Source organism: Streptomyces sp. NPDC053665 (genome assembly GCF_055585285.1).
In genome coordinates this window covers 421,266-437,626 of the sequence record NZ_JBVJKK010000003.1, presented here as the reverse complement: position 1 = coordinate 437,626, position 16,361 = coordinate 421,266, and the positions used below count along the sequence as shown (strand labels likewise).

Sequence of the window (16,361 nt, the reverse complement as noted above, 5' to 3'; positions counted from 1 at the left end):
GCGCGGGTCACCCCTACCGGCCCACCGGCCCACCGGCCCACCGGCCGACCGGCCCACCGGGTGACGGGACCACCGGCCCACCGGCCCACCGGCCCACCGGGTGACGGGACCACGGGCCCCCCAGGTCACGACCTCGGTCGGCGGCCGGCCGTGACGTGCGGCGCCTCCCGGCCGGCCCCGGTGTCAGCGGCGGCGCAGGTCCGCGACCCGGGCCCGTTCGGCTCCCGGGCCCTGCTCGCCGAGCATCGCGGTGGAGCGCAGGGCGCCGCCCCCGCCGCCCGGCACCTGCCGCCGGGGTCCCGGCAGCGGCACGTCCCGGCGCTGCTGGCGCGCCGGGACGGCATCACCCCCGGAGCCTGCCGCTCCCGTGGCACCTCCCTGCCCGCCGGCCACGGCGATCTGCACGCCCTGGTCGGCAAGGGCCTGGAGCTCCGTCCCGGCGCGGTCGTCGTGCGCGGGCGGCTCGTCCGTCACGAGGCGGGTGATGAGGTCCGTCGGCACGGTCTGGAACATGGTGTCCGTGCCGAGCTTGGTGTGGTCCGCGAGGACCACGACCTCCGCCGCGGCCTGCACCAGCGCCCGGTCGACGGACGCGGACAGCATGTTGGACGTGGACAGCCCCCGCTCGGCGGTGAGCCCGCTCCCGGACAGGAACGCCCGCGACACCCGCAGCCCGTGCAGGGACTGCTCGGCCCCGCTGCCGACGAGGGCGTAGTTCGAGCCGCGGAGTGTCCCGCCGGTCATCACGACCTCGACCCGGTTGGCGTGGGCCAGTGCCTGCGCCACCAGCAGCGAGTTGGTGACGACGGTCAGGCCGGGCACCCGGGCGAGCCGGCGGGCCAGCTCCTGGGTCGTCGTACCCGCCCCGACCACGATCGCCTCGCCCTCTTCCACGAGATTCGCGGCGAGGTCGGCGATGGCGGTCTTCTCGGCGGTCGCGAGGTGAGACTTCTGCGGAAAGCCGGACTCCCGCGTGAAACCGCCCGGCAGTACCGCACCGCCGTGCCGGCGGTCGAGGAGTCCTTCTGCCTCCAGCGCGCGCACGTCCCGCCGTACGGTCACTTCGGAGGTCTGGACGACGCGGGCGAGCTCACGGAGCGACACGGCCCCGTTCGCTCGCACCATTTCGAGGATCAATTGGCGACGTTCTGCAGCGAACACGAAACTGACAGTAACGCCAGCGACCGTCTGCTTTCAGCAGTTTGCGCTGAATAGCAGAAGATGTTCGCAGCGGACCCCGCGCAGTGGTATAAGGCCTAGTCCCGCCGCCTATGCCGTCCGCACGGTCGGACACTCCTCGTGAGCGGCGACGGGACGGAACCGGCCTCTCAGCCCTCCGCAGACTCCTTGCGCGTGTGCAACTGCCGTGCCACCTCGGCGATCGAGCCCGACAGGGACGGGTAGACGGTGAAGGCGTTCGCGATCTGTTCGACCGTCAGATTGTTGTCGACCGCGATCGAGATGGGGTGGATCAGTTCCGAGGCGCGCGGGGCCACGACCACGCCGCCGACGACGATGCCCGTGCCGGGGCGGCAGAAGATCTTGACGAAGCCGTCGCGGATGCCCTGCATCTTGGCGCGCGGGTTGCGCAGCAGCGGCAGCTTCACGACCCGCGCGTCGATCTTCCCGCCGTCGACGTCGGACTGCGTGTAGCCGACGGTCGCGATCTCCGGGTCGGTGAAGACGTTCGAGGAGACGGTCTTCAGGTCCAGCGGCGCCACCGCGTCACCCAGGAAGTGGTACATGGCGATGCGCCCCTGCATGGCCGCGACGGACGCGAGGGCGAACACCCCGGTCACGTCACCGGCCGCGTACACGCCGGGAGCGGTCGTGCGCGAGACCTTGTCGGTCCAGATGTGCCCGGAGTCGCGCAGCCGGACACCGGCCTCCTCCAGCCCCATGCCGGCGCTGTTGGGCACGGCGCCGACGGCCATGAGGCAGTGCGAGCCGGTGATGACCCGCCCGTCGGACAGGGTCACCTCGACCCGGTCCCCCACCCGCTTGGCCGACTGCGCGCGGGTACGGCCCATCACGTTCATGCCGCGCCGCCGGAAGACGTCCTCCAGCACGGCGGCGGCGTCCGGGTCCTCACCGGGCAGCACGCGGTCGCGCGACGACACGAGCGTCACGCGGGAGCCCAGCGCCTGGTAGGCGCCGGCGAACTCGGCGCCGGTCACACCCGAGCCGACCACGATCAGTTCCTCGGGCAGCTCGTCGAGGTCGTAGACCTGCGTCCAGTTCAGGATGCGCTCGCCGTCGGGCTGGGCGTCGGGCAGCTCGCGGGGGTGCCCGCCGGTGGCGATGAGGACCGCGTCGGCCGTGAGGGTCTCCTCGCTGCCGTCGGCGGCGCGCACGACCACCTTGCGCGACCCGTCGAGGGCCTGCATGCCCTCCAGCCGCCCGCGCCCGCGCACGACACGCGCTCCGGCACGCGTCACGGAGGCCGTGATGTCGTGCGACTGGGCGAGCGCGAGCCGCTTCACACGCCGGTTGACCTTGCCCAGGTCCACGCCCACCACCCGGGCGGCCTGCTCGATGTGCGGGGTGTCGTCGGCGACGATGATCCCCAACTCCTCGTACGAGGAGTCGAAGGTGGTCATCACCTCGGCCGTGGCGATGAGAGTCTTCGACGGGACGCAGTCGGTCAGCACCGACGCCCCGCCCAGGCCGTCGCAGTCGACGACGGTCACCTCCGCGCCGAGTTGAGCGGCCACCAGCGCCGCTTCGTATCCGCCGGGTCCGCCACCGATGATCACGATCCGAGTCACGTACTCCATTGTCCCGCACCCAACAAGGGGACACCGCCCGGGGGCCCGCCGACGGGCCTGTCGTTACCCGAGTGACGCCGGAGCACCTGCCGTACCCTTCCCCCATGTCGCTCTACGCCGCGTACGCCGGCAACCTCGACGCGCGGCTGATGTCCCGCCGCGCCCCGCACTCGCCGCTGCGCGCCACCGGTTGGATGAACGGCTGGCGGCTGACGTTCGGCGGCGAGCACATGGGCTGGGAGGGCGCGCTGCCGACGATCGTGGAGGACCCCCTCTGCCAGGTCTTCGTCGCGCTGTACGACATCGCCCCGATGGACGAGGAGTCGCTGGACCGCTGGGAGGGCGTGGGGCTGGACATCTACCGCCGGACTCGGGTCAGGGTGCACACCCTGGACGGCGAGGAGTCCGCGTGGGCCTTCACCCTGAACGCGTACGAGGGCGGGCTGCCCTCCGCCCGCTACCTGGGCGAGATCGCCGACGCGGCCGAGTCGGCCGGGGCCCCGCACGACTATGTGATGGAGCTGCGCAAGCGCCCCTGCTGAGGGCCGACCCGGGCCGCGCTCGTCGGAAACGACAAGACAACGATCGCCACCCCGTGAGCTATGACATCTACGCGCGTAGGCAATCAGCGGCTACCCTCATGCGCGTGAACGCATCTCTTCTTCCGGACGACATCCAGGGCGACCCGCACGCGGCCGCCGACGCCGCCGCGGCCCGCCTGCGCGAACTGACGGGCGCCGAGACCCACGACGTCGCCCTCGTGATGGGCTCCGGCTGGGCCCCGGCCGTGGACGCGCTGGGCGCCCCCGAGGCCGAGTTCCAGGTCACCGAGCTGCCCGGCTTCCCGCCGCCGGCGGTGGAGGGCCACGGCGGCAAGATCCGCTCGTACCGCATCGGCAACAAGCGGGCGCTGGTCTTCCTGGGCCGTACGCACTACTACGAGGGCCGCGGCGTGGCGGCGGTCGCGCACGGCGTGCGCACCGCGGTCGCCGCCGGTGTCAAGACGGTCGTGCTGACCAACGGCTGCGGCGGCCTGCGCGAGGGCATGCGCCCCGGCCAGCCGGTCCTGATCAGCGACCACATCAACCTCACGGCGACCTCCCCGATCGTCGGCGCGAACTTCGTCGACCTGACCGACCTCTACTCCCCGCGCCTGCGCGCCCTGTGCAAGGAGGTCGACCCCACGCTGGAGGAGGGCGTCTACGCCCAGTTCCCCGGCCCGCACTACGAGACCCCGGCGGAGATCCGCATGGCCCGGGTCATCGGCGCGGACCTGGTGGGCATGTCGACCGTCCTCGAGGCGATCGCCGCACGCGAGGCGGGCGCGGAGATCCTCGGCATCTCCCTGGTGACGAACCTCGCCGCCGGCATGACGGGCGAGCCGCTGAACCACGAGGAGGTCCTCCAGGCGGGCCGCGACAGCGCCACCCGTATGGGCTCCCTGCTGGCCCAGGTCCTGGGCCGCCTCTGAGGGACGCTTCCGCAGGTCGTCCGGCGGCTGCGGGCATCGGGACGCAGCCGCATCCGCCGGACGACGCAAGGGGTCGCGTCGGGGGGTGTCCGCCCGCAGCGGTCGGCGCGTCGACGGACGGTTGGTCGGTATCCGACCCCATCGCGCCGTTCCGAGGACGGACACCCCCCGGGGCGGCCCCGACCCACCACCCGGCGCCACGCGCGACGCGCACATCCCCCGAAGCGGCACAGGCCGCCGCAGGCACACCACACACGACGGAGAGGCCGACACCGAACCGTGTACGAAGAACTCATCGCACAGGCCCAGACCTGGCTCACCGAGGACCCCGACCCGGACACCCGCGCCGAACTCGCCCGCCTCATCGACGCCAGGGACGAGACCGAGCTCGCCGCCCGCTTCGCCGGCACGCTCCAGTTCGGCACCGCAGGCTTGCGCGGTGAGCTGGGCGCCGGCCCCATGCGCATGAACCGCACGGTCGTCATCCGCGCCGCCGCGGGCCTGGCCGCGTACCTCAGGAAGCAGGGCCACGGCGACGGCCTGGTCGTCATCGGCTACGACGCCCGCCACAAGTCGGCCGACTTCGCGCGCGACACCGCCGCCGTCATGACCGGCGCCGGCCTGCGCGCGGCCCTGCTGCCGCGCCCGCTGCCCACGCCGGTGCTCGCGTTCGCGATCAGGCACCTCGGCGCGGTCGCGGGTGTCGAGGTCACCGCCAGCCACAACCCGCCCCGCGACAACGGCTACAAGGTCTACCTCGGCGACGGCTCCCAGATCGTCCCGCCCGCCGACGCGGAGATCGCCGCCGAGATCGAGGCGATCGGCAGCCTGACCGACGTCCCCCGGCCCGACGGCGGCTGGGACACACTCGACGACGGCGTCCTCGACGCCTACCTCGCCCGCACGGACGCGGTCCTGGCCGAGGGCTCCCCGCGTACCGCCCGCACGGTGTACACGGCGATGCACGGCGTCGGCAAGGACGTCGTGCTGGCCGCGTTCGCCCGCGCCGGCTTCCCGGAGCCGGTCCTCGTCGCGGAGCAGGCCGAGCCGGACCCGGAGTTCCCGACCGTCGCGTTCCCCAACCCGGAGGAGCCCGGCGCGATGGACCTGGCGTTCGCCAAGGCCCGCGAGACCGGCCCGGACCTCGTCGTCGCCAACGACCCGGACGCGGACCGCTGCGCCGTGGCCGTGCAGGACGGCGACGGCTGGCGCATGCTCCGCGGCGACGAGGTCGGCGCGCTCCTCGCCGCCCACCTGGTCCACCGCGGCGCGACCGGCACCTTCGCCGAGTCGATCGTCTCGTCGTCGCTGCTCGGCCGCATCGCCGGGAAGGCCGGCCTGCGGCACGTGGAGACCCTCACCGGGTTCAAGTGGATCGCCAGGGCGGAGGGCCTGCGCTTCGGCTACGAGGAGGCGCTGGGCTACTGCGTCGACCCCGAGGGCGTGCGCGACAAGGACGGCATCACGGCCGCCCTGCTGACCACGGAGCTGGCGTCCCGGCTCAAGGAGGAGGGCCGCACCCTCCTGGACCTGCTGGACGACCTCGCGGTGGAGCACGGGCTGCACGCGACGGACCAGCTGTCGGTCCGCGTCGAGGACCTCTCGGTGATCGCGTCGGCCATGACCCGCCTGCGCGAGCACCCGCCGACACGGCTCGCGGGCCTGCCGATCACCCGCACGGAGGACCTCACCCGGGGCACGGAGTCCCTCCCGCCCACGGACGGTCTGCGCTACACCCTGGACGGGGCGCGGGTGATCGTCCGCCCGAGCGGCACGGAGCCGAAGCTGAAGTGCTACCTGGAGGTCGTGGTCCCGGTCGCCTCCCGCACGGACCTCCCCGAGGCCCGGGCGAAGGCCACGGAGGTCCTGGAGGCCGTCAAGCGCGACCTCGCGGCGGCCGCGGGCATCTGACACGGCAGGGCGCCCGGCCACCGCCGGGTGCCCGACGGCCGTGCCGGCTCCGGGCACTCCCCCGGGAGCCGCCCGGCGCAGTGCCTGCCGGCCCCGGCGGCCCCTCGGCCACCGGGGCCGGCAGGCCCCGAACCCCTACGCCCCCTTCTTGGCGGCCTCCCGCCGCTGCCGCTTGCCCAGGGGCGCCTGGGAGAGGTCCTCGGCCGAGGACCGCAGCTTCTTGTAGCCGTACCCGCGCTCCTCCAGCCACGACCGCGCGGCGTTCTCGGCCCGCTCGGTGGCCTCCAGGATGTCCTCCTCGGCGTCCCCGGAGTCCAGGAACCGGAAGGTGAACGCGGGGCGCGCGGCCACGTCGTAGGAGAGGTGCCCCTCGGGCGTGAAGGCCGCGTGCAGCATGTCGTGCTCCGCGGCGCGCTCCAGCAGCGCGGCCCGTTGCTCGTCGCTCAGCCCGTCGAAGACGCCGCGCACGGTGACGCGGAAGGTACGAGTACTCATCCCCCGAACCTAGGCTCACCGCCCGGCCCGCTCCACTGCTTTTCGGCGGGGCACAGGCCCTCCCGGGCAGCCGAGCGGGCAGGCCCACACGCGGCGAACGACCCACCCGCCAAGTGAGCCGCTCCGCAGAACCGGCGACGGGCAAAGCAACCAGCCCACCGGGCAGCCCCGCCCACGCCGACCGCCTACCCGCAAGGCCCACGCCTCAAGGCGGCAGCCCGCGCGCCCCCGGCCCGAGCGGCCCCGCAGGGACACACCAACAGCTGTCCGCCGGACCGCAGCTCCCCGCCTCGCAGCCTCCGCCGCACAGAACTGGCAACCGGCACAGCACCCGGCCCACCGCAGCCGCCCATGCACCCCCACCCCGAGCGGACCCGCCGGATACACAACAGCTGTCCGACCGCCACCCCGCCTCGGAGCCTCCGCCGCACAGAACTGGCAACCGGCACAGCACCCGGTCCACCGCAGCCGCCCGTGCACCCCCAGCCCGAGCGACCCGCAGGGACACACAACAGCCGTCCGCCGGACCGCCGCCCGACGTGGAACCGCCGCCGCCGCACAGAACTGGCAACCGGCACAGCACCCGGCCCACCGCAGCCGCCCATGCGCTCCCAGCCCGAGCGGACCCGCCGGGACACACAACAGCTATCCGCCCGACCGCCACCCCGCCTCGGAGCCTCCGCCGCACAGAACCAACCACCGGCAAGCAGCCGGCCCACAGCGCGGGTATCCGGGCAGTCGGCCACCGGTCCTCAAGGCCGGCCGGGCCATGCGCACGCTTCGCCGCCCAGCAGGCCGCAGCGGCCCCGTCGGCCGGTGAGTCAGCCCGCCGCCAGCAGGATCAGCACCAGCACCGCCCCCGCGAGCGCCGGGCCCATGATCTCGTAGGCCCACCGCACGGTGACCTCGCCCTGCGCCGACGCGGACCCGTGCCGGTCCTCGCGCAGGGCCCGCAGGTCGTCCATGATCCGGTCGGTCTCGGCCCGCACCGGCCCGTCGGACATGGTCCCGCCACCGCGCCCGGCCGCGAACCCGAGCGCACCGCCGCCGTCCTGGCCCAACTGCCGCCGGGCCTGCGCCGTCGCGCGCATCTCGCGCCGCCTGGCCCGCTTGCGGGCCCGCAGCGAGACGGGGACGGCCCACAGCTGGTACTTCGTGCCGGACTCGGTGAGGACCTCGTTCGAGTAGGCGGACTTCAGCGCGGCCACCTGTCCCCAGGGCAGCACGATCACGCGGAAGGGGTTGCGGATCCGCAGCCGGTCCTCCCCGGCGTACACCGCGGGCCGCAGCGTGAAGGCGACGACCAGCGGCACGACGAGGAGCAGCACGGCGAGCGCCAGCCAGGGGGTGCGGCCGTCCCCGTTGACCACCGCGTCGATGCCGATCCACGCGGCGATGGCGAGCAGCATCACGCCGCCGGCGATGGCCGGAACCGACCGGTGGACCCGGTCACCGGACGGGGAGTCCGGGGGCTGCGGCGCGGGCGACTGGGAATCGGGGCTCGTCATGCCTCGATTCTGCCGGACCCTCCCCGCTCCGGACTCCCGGGCCCACCCGGGCCCGTCCGGGCCCCGCCCGGCACCCGCACCCGCGGCTCCGCCGGCCTTCGGGAACATCCGGGGGCTGTACAGCCGCTACGCGCGTAGATATGCTCGTCTGGTGACCATGCCCAGTTCTGCACTCACCGCAGCTCACCCCCTCAAGGACGTCGCCTCGTCCGACAGCGCGCTGCGCCGCTTCCTCCACGGGCTCCCCGGCGTCGACGCGGTCGGACTCGAGGGGCGTGCGGCCTCCCTCGGCACCCGCTCGATCAAGACGACCGCCAAGGCGTTCGCGATCGACCTCGCCATCTCGATGGTCGACCTGACGACGCTGGAAGGCGCGGACACCCCGGGCAAGGTCCGGGCGCTCGGCGCGAAGGCGGTCAGGCCCGACCCGACCGACCGTACGACGCCCACGACGGCCGCGGTCTGCGTCTACCCCGACATGGTGGGCGTGGCCAAGGAGGCCGTCGCCGGCTCCGGCGTGAAGGTCGCCTCGGTGGCCACGGCATTCCCGGCCGGCCGCGCCTCGCTCGACGTGAAGCTGACCGACGTCCGCGAGGCCGTCGCCGCCGGCGCCGACGAGATCGACATGGTCATCGACCGCGGGGCGTTCCTCGCGGGGCGATACTTGAAGGTGTACGACGAGATCACCGCCGTGAAGGAGGCCTGCGGCACCTCCGCGCGCCTGAAGGTCATCTTCGAGACGGGCGAGCTCTCGACGTACGACAACATCCGCCGCGCGAGCTGGCTCGGCATGCTGGCCGGCGCGGACTTCATCAAGACCTCCACCGGAAAGGTCGCGGTCAACGCGACCCCGGCGAACACGCTGCTGATGCTGGAGGCGGTGCGCGACTTCCGCGCCCAGACCGGCATCCAGGTCGGCGTGAAGCCGGCCGGCGGCATCCGCACGTCGAAGGACGCCATCAAGTTCCTCGTGCTGGTCAACGAGACGGCGGGCGAGGACTGGCTGGACAACCACTGGTTCCGCTTCGGCGCCTCCTCGCTGCTCAACGACCTGCTGATGCAGCGCCAGAAGCTGGCCACCGGCCGCTACTCCGGTCCCGACTACGTGACGGTGGACTGAGACCCCATGAACCCCATGAACATGGACAACGTGTCTTCGGTATTCGCATACGCCCCCGCCCCCGAGTCCCGCTCGATCGTCGACATCGCGCCGTCGTACGGCCTGTTCATCGACGGCGAGTTCGTCGAGGCGGCGGACGGCAGGGTCTTCAAGACCGTCTCGCCGTCCTCCGAGGAGGTCCTCTCCGAGATCGCCCGGGCCGGCGCCGAGGACGTGGACCGCGCGGTCAAGGCCGCGCGCCGCGCCTTCGGGACGTGGTCGGCGCTGCCCGGCTCGGAGCGCGCCAAGTACCTGTTCCGCATCGCCCGGATCATCCAGGAGCGCAGCCGGGAGCTGGCCGTCCTGGAGACGCTGGACAACGGCAAGCCGATCAAGGAGACCCGCGACGCCGACCTGCCCCTGGTCGCCGCGCACTTCTTCTACTACGCGGGCTGGGCCGACAAGCTCGACCACGCCGGCTTCGGGGCGAACCCCCGGCCGCTCGGTGTCGCGGGCCAGGTCATCCCCTGGAACTTCCCGCTGCTGATGCTGGCGTGGAAGATCGCCCCGGCGCTGGCGACGGGCAACACCGTCGTCCTGAAGCCCGCCGAGACGACCCCGCTGTCCGCGCTGTTCTTCGCGGACATCTGCCGCCAGGCGGGCCTGCCCAAGGGCGTCGTCAACATCCTGCCGGGCTTCGGCGACTCGGGCGCGGCGCTGGTCGCCCACCCGGACGTGGACAAGGTGGCCTTCACCGGGTCCACGGCCGTCGGCAAGGAGATCGCCCGCACGGTCGCGGGGACGAAGAAGAAGGTCACGCTGGAACTGGGCGGCAAGGGCGCGAACATCGTCTTCGACGACGCCCCGATCGACCAGGCCGTCGAGGGCATCGTCAACGGCATCTTCTTCAACCAGGGCCAGGTCTGCTGCGCCGGCAGCCGCCTGCTGGTGCAGGAGTCGGTCCAGGAGGAGCTGCTCGACTCCCTCAAGCGGCGTCTGTCCACGCTGCGCCTCGGCGACCCGCTGGACAAGAACACCGACATCGGCGCGATCAACAGCGAGGAGCAGCTCACCCGCATCACCTCGCTCGTCGAGCAGGGCGAGGCGGAGGGCGCCGAGCGCTGGTCGCCGTCCTGCGAACTGCCCGAGAGCGGCTACTGGTTCGCCCCGACGCTGTTCACGAACGTCACCCAGGCGCACACCGTCGCCCGGGACGAGATCTTTGGCCCGGTGCTGTCGGTGCTGACGTTCCGCACGCCGGACGAGGCCGTCGCCAAGGCCAACAACACGCCGTACGGCCTGTCCGCCGGCATCTGGTCGGAGAAGGGCTCGCGCATCCTGGCGGTGGCGAACAAGCTCCGCGCGGGCGTCGTGTGGGCCAACACGTTCAACAAGTTCGACCCGACCTCGCCGTTCGGCGGCTACAAGGAGTCGGGCTCCGGCCGCGAGGGCGGCCGTCACGGCCTGGAGGCGTACCTCGCCCCGTCGAGCCCGGAGGGCGAGCGCTAAATGAGTGCAGTTGACCGTCTCAGTGTCTTCAAGACCTACAAGCTGTACGTCGGCGGGAAGTTCCCGCGTTCCGAGAGCGGCCGGGTGTACGAGGTGACCGACGCAAAGGGCAACTGGCTGGCCAACGCTCCGCTGTCCTCCCGCAAGGACGCCCGGGACGCGGTCGTCGCGGCCCGCAAGGCGTTCGGCGGCTGGTCGGGCGCGACGGCGTACAACCGGGGCCAGGTGCTCTACCGCGTCGCCGAGATGCTGGAGGGCCGCCGGGACCAGTTCGTGCGCGAGGTGGGCGACGCGGAGGGCCTGGGCAAGTCCAAGGCCGCCGCGGTCGTCGACGCGACGATCGACCGCTGGGTCTGGTACGCGGGCTGGACCGACAAGATCGCCCAGGTCGTCGGCGGCGGAAACCCGGTCGCGGGCCCGTTCTTCAACCTGTCCTCCCCGGAGCCGACGGGTGTGGTGGCGGTGCTGGCGCCCCAGGAGTCGTCCTTCCTGGGGCTGGTGTCGGTGCTCGCCCCGGTGATCGCCACCGGCAACACCGCCGTCGTGGTGGCCAGCGAGAAGGCCCCGCTGCCCGCGCTGTCCCTGGCCGAGGTACTGGCCACCTCCGACGTCCCCGGCGGCGTGGTCAACGTCCTGTCGGGCCGCACGGCGGAGATCGCGGCGCCGCTCGCCGCCCACCAGGACGTCAACGCGATCGACCTCGCGGGCGCCGACGAGGCGCTGGCGAAGGAGCTGGAGATCGCCGCGGCCGACAACCTCAAGCGCGTTCTCCGTCCACAGCCTGTGGATTACGTCCGGACGCCCGGCACCGACCGCATGACGGCGTTCCTGGAGACCAAGACGGTCTGGCACCCCACGGGTTCGCTGGGCGCGTCGGGTTCCAGCTACTAGGCGCCCTCGCAGCCGAAGCCCCGGCCCTCCTCCGTCCGGGAGGGCCGGGGCTTCTCGCGTGCCCCCCTTCGCTACTGCTGCGACAGCAGTCCGGCCGCCTGCCCCACCACCGGGATGCCCGCGATCGACTGGGCCTGCGCGACCGGCCCCGTCAGCGCCTGGGACGTCAGCGGCCGGAAGTCGCCGAGCTGGGTGCCCACGCCGTTGTCCAGCGGGTCGACTCCCGTGCCGGCGAGCGGATTGGGCTTGAGACCGGCGACGGGGCCGGTGACGTAGCCGACGGTGCCCGTGGCGGCCTGGAGGCCCGACTGCGGGTCGATCTTCCCGAGCGAGGTCGGGCGGGTGTTGACCATCCCCAGGATCGACGTCGTGTCCGCCGCGGCCGACGCCGTGCCCGCGCCGAGCGCCACGCCCGCGGTCGCGAGGACGGCCAGGGCCCGCTGGGCGGTCGGCTGCTTGGGAGAGTCGTGTCGGGCCATGACTGCCACCTTCTGATGCACTGGGTAATCGATTCGGGACTGAGGGTAGTTGAGGTGTGACGCGCGCATCAAAGACGACCCGCAGGGTCGTACGGCGCCCGGTGGATGCCTCACACTGGTGTCCCGTGAGTTCCCCTCTGCCCATACAGACCCGAGTCGTGCTGCTCTGCGGCCCCTCCGGCTCCGGCAAGTCCCTCCTCGCGGCCCGCTCCGGGCTCCCGGTGCTGCGGCTCGACGACTTCTACAAGGAGGGCGACGACCCGACCCTGCCCCTGGTGGCGGGGAGCTCCGACATCGACTGGGACCACCCGGACTCCTGGGACGCGGACGCGGCCGTGGCCGCCATCGTCGACCTGTGCGGCACCGGCCGCACGGACGTCCCGGTCTACGACCTGTCGCTGAGCGCCCGGACCGGCGCCGAGACGGTCGAGATCGGCCCGACCCCGCTGTTCATCGCCGAGGGCATCTTCGCCGCGGAGATCGTCACACGGCTGCGGGAGCTGGGTGTGCTGGCCGACGCGCTGTGCCTGAGCCGCGGGGCGGTGAAGACGTTCCGCCGCCGCTTCCTGCGTGATCTGCGGGAGGGCCGCAAGTCGGTGCCGTTCCTGCTACGCCGCGGCTGGCGGCTGATGCGGCAGGAGCGTTCGATCGTCGCCCGCCAGACCGCACTCGGCGCGTACGCCTGCGACCGGGACGAGGCGATGGGCCGTCTGGCGTCCGCGGCGGCGGGCCACTGCGCGGACCTGCGCACGGCGGCCTGAGGGGCACGCGGCAGGGAGCGCGCACGAGAACGGGGCTGGACGGACCCCCCGGCCCTCCAGCCCCGCTTCGGTGCTCCCCCGTGTCCCCCACTCTCCCGAAGCGGACGCCCCCCAGCGTCCCCTCCGGTCTCCCCCGTGGGCCCCACCCCTTGTGGTGCTCCCCCCCCGTACCTTCAGGCGACGAGCTCGCCGAAGGCGTCCTCCTCGTCACGGCCGAAGCTGAGGACCTCGTCCTCGCGCAGCCGGCGGAGCGACCGCCAGATGCTGGACTTCACCGTGCCGACACTGATGTCGAGGATCTCCGCGATCTCCGGGTCCGTGCGGCCCTCGTAGTAGCGCAGGACCAGCATGGTGCGCTGGAGTTCGGGCAGCCGGGCCAGCGCCTGCCACAGGACCGCGCGCAGCTCGGTGCCGCGCATCGCGTCCGTGTCGCCGGCCGTCTCCGGCAGTTCCTCGGTCGGGTACTCGTTGAGCTTGCGGCGCCGCCAGGCGCTGATGTGCAGGTTGGTCATGGTGCGGCGGAGGTATCCGCCGACCGCGGCCTTGTCGCTGATCCGGTCCCACGCCCGGTAGGTCGAGAACAGCGCGCTCTGCAGCAGGTCCTCGGCCTCGAAGCGGTCACCGGTCAGGTGGTAGGCGGTTGCGTACAGGGAGGCGCGGCGCTCCTGGACGTAGGCGGTGAACTCCGCCTCCGTCAGCGAGCTGCGCTCCCCCGAGCCCTCCCTGTACGCGGCTCCCCCGTGAGCCGCCCCCGTCCCCTTGTCCTCCCCCGTGCGTGCGTCGACCACCGTCATGAACCCGGTGTGCTGACGCCCCGTACCGCGAGCGCACCCCCGTGCCCCCCCGAGCTCGCGGCTGCGGTCGGTGCCCCGGTTCACGTCGTGCAGACGCGTGATCACTGCGCTGGTGCTGGTGCCGTGCAGCGTGTTCATCTCGCGCCCCCCGTCGTGGACTTCCGGTGTGCGGCCCGCCGGAGCGGGCTGCCTTCCCTGTGCCGAAAAGCTTGCCGCGGCACTTTCATCGCCGTGTCCGCCGACTGTCACAGACCTGTCACAGGGGTCGGCCACAGGAAGAGCACACTCTTCACAGGAGTCGCCGGTGCCGGAGCAACCGTGTGCGCCCCACCGGTCGAACCCCGGGCCCTCCATGGGCCAGAATGAGCCCGTGCCTTCCCTGTTGCTGATCGAGGACGACGACGCCATCCGGACGGCCCTGGAGCTCTCTCTGACGCGCCAGGGCCATCGCGTGGCGACCGCTGCCAGCGGTGAGGACGGTCTGAAGCTCCTGCGCGAGCAGCGGCCGGACCTGATCGTGCTGGACGTGATGCTGCCCGGCATCGACGGGTTCGAGGTGTGCCGGCGCATCCGGCGCACGGACCAGTTGCCGATCATCCTGCTGACCGCGCGCAACGACGACATCGACGTGGTGGTCGGGCTGGAGTCCGGTGCCGACGACTACGTGGTGAAACCGGTGCAGGGACGGGTGCTGGACGCCCGTATCCGGGCCGTGCTGCGCCGCGGCGAGCGGGAGTCCAACGACGCGGCCACGTTCGGCAGCCTGGTCATCGACCGTTCGGCGATGACCGTGACGAAGAACGGCGAGGACCTCCAGCTCACGCCGACCGAGCTGCGGCTGCTGCTGGAGCTCAGCCGGCGGCCGGGGCAGGCGCTGTCGCGGCAGCAGCTGCTGCGGCTGGTGTGGGAGCACGACTACCTGGGCGACTCGCGGCTGGTGGACGCCTGTGTCCAGCGGCTGCGCGCCAAGGTCGAGGACGTGCCGTCGTCCCCGACGCTGATCCGTACCGTGCGGGGTGTGGGCTACCGGCTGGATCCGCCTCAGTGACCCAGCAGCACCCAGGGGGGAACCGCGGCTGGACCGCGGAGCGCAAGGGAGTTCTGTCGCGGCTGCGTTTCACGAGCCTGCGGCTGAGGCTGGTCCTGGTCTTCGCACTGGTGGCGCTGACGGCGGCCGTGTCCGCGTCCGGCATCGCGTACTGGCTCAACCGGGAGGCCGTGCTCACCCGTACCCAGGACGCCGTGCTGCGGGACTTCGAGCAGGAGATGCAGAACCGGGCGGGCGCGTTGCCCGAGCGGCCCACGCAGGACGAACTGCAGCACACCGCGGGCCGGATGGCGGGCAGCGACCAGCGCTTCAGTGTGCTGCTGGTCGCCGAGAACCCCGACGGCCGGACCGTCTACGGCAGCTCCGGCGGGCTGAGCGGCTTCTCGCTGCGGGACGTGCCCGCCTCGCTGCGCACGGCGGTCAACAGGACGCAGAAGGTCGACGGCGCCAACAAGTACCCGCACCACCTGTACTGGCAGCGGATAGTCCACCACGACACCCCGTACCTGGTGGCCGGGACGCGGGTGATCGGCGGCGGTCCGACCGGCTACATGCTCAAGTCGCTGGAGCCGGAGGCCAAGGACCTCAACTCGCTGGCCTGGTCGCTGGGCATCGCCACCGCCCTGGCGCTGATCGGCTCGGCGCTGCTCGCGCAGGCCGCCGCGACGACCGTGCTGAAGCCGGTGCAGCGGCTCGGGGCGGCGGCCCGGCGGCTCGGCGAGGGCAGGCTCGACACCCGGCTGAGGGTGTCCGGCACCGACGAACTGGCCGACCTGTCACGGACGTTCAACAACGCGGCCGAGGCGCTGGAGAAGCGGGTCGCGGACATGGCCGGGCGCGACGAGGCGTCCCGGCGGTTCGTGGCGGACATGAGCCACGAGCTGCGCACGCCGCTCACCGCCATCACCGCCGTCACGGAGGTGCTGGAGGAGGAGCTGGAGGCCGAGACCGGGAGCATGGACCCGATGATCGAGCCGGCCGTGCGGCTCGTCGTCAGCGAGACGCGGCGGCTGAACGACCTGGTGGAGAACCTGATGGAGGTCACCCGCTTCGACGCGGGCACCGCCCGGCTCGTCCTGGACGACGTCGACGTGGCCGACCAGATCACCGCCTGCATCGACGCCCGGGCCTGGCTGGACGCGGTGGAGCTGGACGCCGAGCGCGGCATCCACGCGCGGCTGGACCCGCGCCGCCTGGACGTCATCCTGGCCAACCTCATCGGCAACGCGCTCAAGCACGGCGGTTCGCCGGTGCGGGTGTCGGTCCGGCTGGCGGACGACTGGGTCGTCATCGAGGTGCGGGACCACGGCCCCGGCATCCCCGAGGACGTGCTGCCGCACGTCTTCGACCGCTTCTACAAGGCCAGCGCCTCGCGCCCGCGCTCGGAGGGCAGCGGGCTGGGCCTGTCCATCGCCCTGGAGAACGCCCACATCCACGGCGGCGAGATCACCGCGGCCAACTCCGACGCGGGGGCGGTGTTCACGCTGCGGCTGCCGCGCGACACGTCCACGTCCCCGGACGAACCGGCCGGGGACAACCCGGACTCGGGGGACGACGGCCCGCAGCGGGGCCCCGACGCCGAGGGGGACGCGTGATGCCCGTACGACGCCCAGGGGCCCGGGGCGCC

The 16,361-nt window shown here is 72.8% G+C and carries 15 protein-coding genes; 9 read left to right on the top strand and 6 right to left on the bottom strand.

Translation table 11 applies throughout. The annotated features are described in order from the left end of the window. Nucleotides 1–183: 183 nt before the first annotated feature. The gene (locus ACZ6ZN_RS14975; RefSeq protein ID WP_398106867.1) at nucleotides 184–1,161 is read right to left on the bottom strand and encodes a DeoR/GlpR family DNA-binding transcription regulator; all 978 of its coding nucleotides are present in this window, start codon (nucleotides 1,159–1,161) and stop codon (nucleotides 184–186) included. Nucleotides 1,162–1,328: 167 nt separating this feature from the next. Then, nucleotides 1,329–2,777: an NAD(P)H-quinone dehydrogenase gene (locus tag ACZ6ZN_RS14970; protein ID WP_451876634.1), complete on the bottom strand. Its 1,449-nt coding sequence runs from the start codon at nucleotides 2,775–2,777 to the stop codon at nucleotides 1,329–1,331. A gap of 95 nt (nucleotides 2,778–2,872) precedes the next feature. On the opposite strand from ACZ6ZN_RS14970, the gene ACZ6ZN_RS14965 reads away from it, so the two are divergent. From ACZ6ZN_RS14965 to ACZ6ZN_RS14955, 3 genes are all read left to right on the top strand, one after another. Next, nucleotides 2,873–3,310, top strand: a complete 438-nt coding sequence (locus ACZ6ZN_RS14965; protein WP_398106868.1) for a gamma-glutamylcyclotransferase — start codon at nucleotides 2,873–2,875, stop codon at nucleotides 3,308–3,310. A gap of 104 nt (nucleotides 3,311–3,414) precedes the next feature. Then, nucleotides 3,415–4,239 (top strand): purine-nucleoside phosphorylase, encoded by an 825-nt coding sequence (locus tag ACZ6ZN_RS14960; RefSeq protein WP_376328833.1) that lies wholly within the window; start codon nucleotides 3,415–3,417, stop codon nucleotides 4,237–4,239. Nucleotides 4,240–4,518: 279 nt separating this feature from the next. Continuing rightward, on the top strand, nucleotides 4,519–6,150 hold the full coding sequence (locus ACZ6ZN_RS14955; RefSeq protein ID WP_469646296.1) for a phospho-sugar mutase: 1,632 nt from the start codon (nucleotides 4,519–4,521) through the stop codon (nucleotides 6,148–6,150). A gap of 135 nt (nucleotides 6,151–6,285) precedes the next feature. On the opposite strand, the gene ACZ6ZN_RS14950 is transcribed toward ACZ6ZN_RS14955, so the two are convergent. Then, nucleotides 6,286–6,645 carry a DUF6204 family protein gene (locus ACZ6ZN_RS14950; RefSeq protein ID WP_451876630.1) on the bottom strand — a complete coding sequence of 120 codons (360 nt, stop codon included), beginning with the start codon at nucleotides 6,643–6,645 and terminating at the stop codon, nucleotides 6,286–6,288. An 821-nt stretch (nucleotides 6,646–7,466) separates the two neighbouring features. Next, nucleotides 7,467–8,153, bottom strand: a complete 687-nt coding sequence (locus ACZ6ZN_RS14945) for a PH domain-containing protein (RefSeq protein WP_469646291.1) — start codon at nucleotides 8,151–8,153, stop codon at nucleotides 7,467–7,469. A gap of 157 nt (nucleotides 8,154–8,310) precedes the next feature. Here ACZ6ZN_RS14945 and deoC point away from each other — a divergent pair, with 157 nt between their 5' ends. The 3 genes from deoC to ACZ6ZN_RS14930 are packed head-to-tail and all read left to right on the top strand — an operon-like array spanning nucleotide 8,311 to nucleotide 11,652. Then, entirely contained in the window at nucleotides 8,311–9,273 is a 963-nt protein-coding gene (gene deoC, locus ACZ6ZN_RS14940) for a deoxyribose-phosphate aldolase (protein ID WP_398106872.1), read from the top strand. Between the two features lie 30 nt (nucleotides 9,274–9,303). After that, on the top strand, nucleotides 9,304–10,761 hold the full coding sequence (locus ACZ6ZN_RS14935) for an aldehyde dehydrogenase family protein (RefSeq protein WP_469646287.1): 1,458 nt from the start codon (nucleotides 9,304–9,306) through the stop codon (nucleotides 10,759–10,761). Further along, a complete protein-coding gene (locus ACZ6ZN_RS14930) occupies nucleotides 10,762–11,652 on the top strand; it encodes an aldehyde dehydrogenase family protein (RefSeq protein ID WP_451876628.1) in 891 nt (296 codons plus the stop codon). Between the two features lie 71 nt (nucleotides 11,653–11,723). Here ACZ6ZN_RS14930 and ACZ6ZN_RS14925 read toward each other — a convergent pair whose 3' ends face one another. Next, a complete protein-coding gene (locus ACZ6ZN_RS14925; protein ID WP_398106875.1) occupies nucleotides 11,724–12,131 on the bottom strand; it encodes a hypothetical protein in 408 nt (135 codons plus the stop codon). A 56-nt stretch (nucleotides 12,132–12,187) separates the two neighbouring features. On the opposite strand from ACZ6ZN_RS14925, the gene ACZ6ZN_RS14920 reads away from it, so the two are divergent. After that, entirely contained in the window at nucleotides 12,188–12,892 is a 705-nt protein-coding gene (locus tag ACZ6ZN_RS14920) for a uridine kinase (protein WP_398106876.1), read from the top strand. Nucleotides 12,893–13,065: 173 nt separating this feature from the next. On the opposite strand, the gene ACZ6ZN_RS14915 is transcribed toward ACZ6ZN_RS14920, so the two are convergent. Further along, nucleotides 13,066–13,824, bottom strand: a complete 759-nt coding sequence (locus ACZ6ZN_RS14915) for a SigE family RNA polymerase sigma factor (protein WP_398106877.1) — start codon at nucleotides 13,822–13,824, stop codon at nucleotides 13,066–13,068. A 232-nt stretch (nucleotides 13,825–14,056) separates the two neighbouring features. Between ACZ6ZN_RS14915 and afsQ1 the strand changes: the two genes are divergently transcribed. Continuing rightward, nucleotides 14,057–14,734, top strand: a complete 678-nt coding sequence (gene afsQ1, locus ACZ6ZN_RS14910) for a two-component system response regulator AfsQ1 (protein WP_158101933.1) — start codon at nucleotides 14,057–14,059, stop codon at nucleotides 14,732–14,734. Next, nucleotides 14,731–16,329 (top strand): ATP-binding protein, encoded by a 1,599-nt coding sequence (locus tag ACZ6ZN_RS14905; RefSeq protein WP_469646284.1) that lies wholly within the window; start codon nucleotides 14,731–14,733, stop codon nucleotides 16,327–16,329. The genes afsQ1 and ACZ6ZN_RS14905 overlap by 4 nt, the downstream gene beginning before the upstream one ends. The last annotated feature ends 32 nt before the right edge of the window (nucleotides 16,330–16,361 follow it).

Bases quoted from the DNA above. Each gene is read 5' to 3' on its own strand.
- ACZ6ZN_RS14970 (WP_451876634.1), bottom strand. From the start codon at position 2,777: ATGGAGTACGTGACTCGGATCGTGATCATCGGTGGCGGACCCGGCGGA.
- ACZ6ZN_RS14965 (WP_398106868.1), top strand. From the start codon at position 2,873: ATGTCGCTCTACGCCGCGTACGCCGGCAACCTCGACGCGCGGCTGATG.
- ACZ6ZN_RS14950 (WP_451876630.1), bottom strand. From the start codon at position 6,645: ATGAGTACTCGTACCTTCCGCGTCACCGTGCGCGGCGTCTTCGACGGG.
- ACZ6ZN_RS14945 (WP_469646291.1), bottom strand. From the start codon at position 8,153: ATGACGAGCCCCGATTCCCAGTCGCCCGCGCCGCAGCCCCCGGACTCC.
- deoC (WP_398106872.1), top strand. From the start codon at position 8,311: ATGCCCAGTTCTGCACTCACCGCAGCTCACCCCCTCAAGGACGTCGCC.
- ACZ6ZN_RS14930 (WP_451876628.1), top strand. From the start codon at position 10,762: ATGAGTGCAGTTGACCGTCTCAGTGTCTTCAAGACCTACAAGCTGTAC.
- ACZ6ZN_RS14925 (WP_398106875.1), bottom strand. From the start codon at position 12,131: ATGGCCCGACACGACTCTCCCAAGCAGCCGACCGCCCAGCGGGCCCTG.
- ACZ6ZN_RS14915 (WP_398106877.1), bottom strand. From the start codon at position 13,824: ATGAACACGCTGCACGGCACCAGCACCAGCGCAGTGATCACGCGTCTG.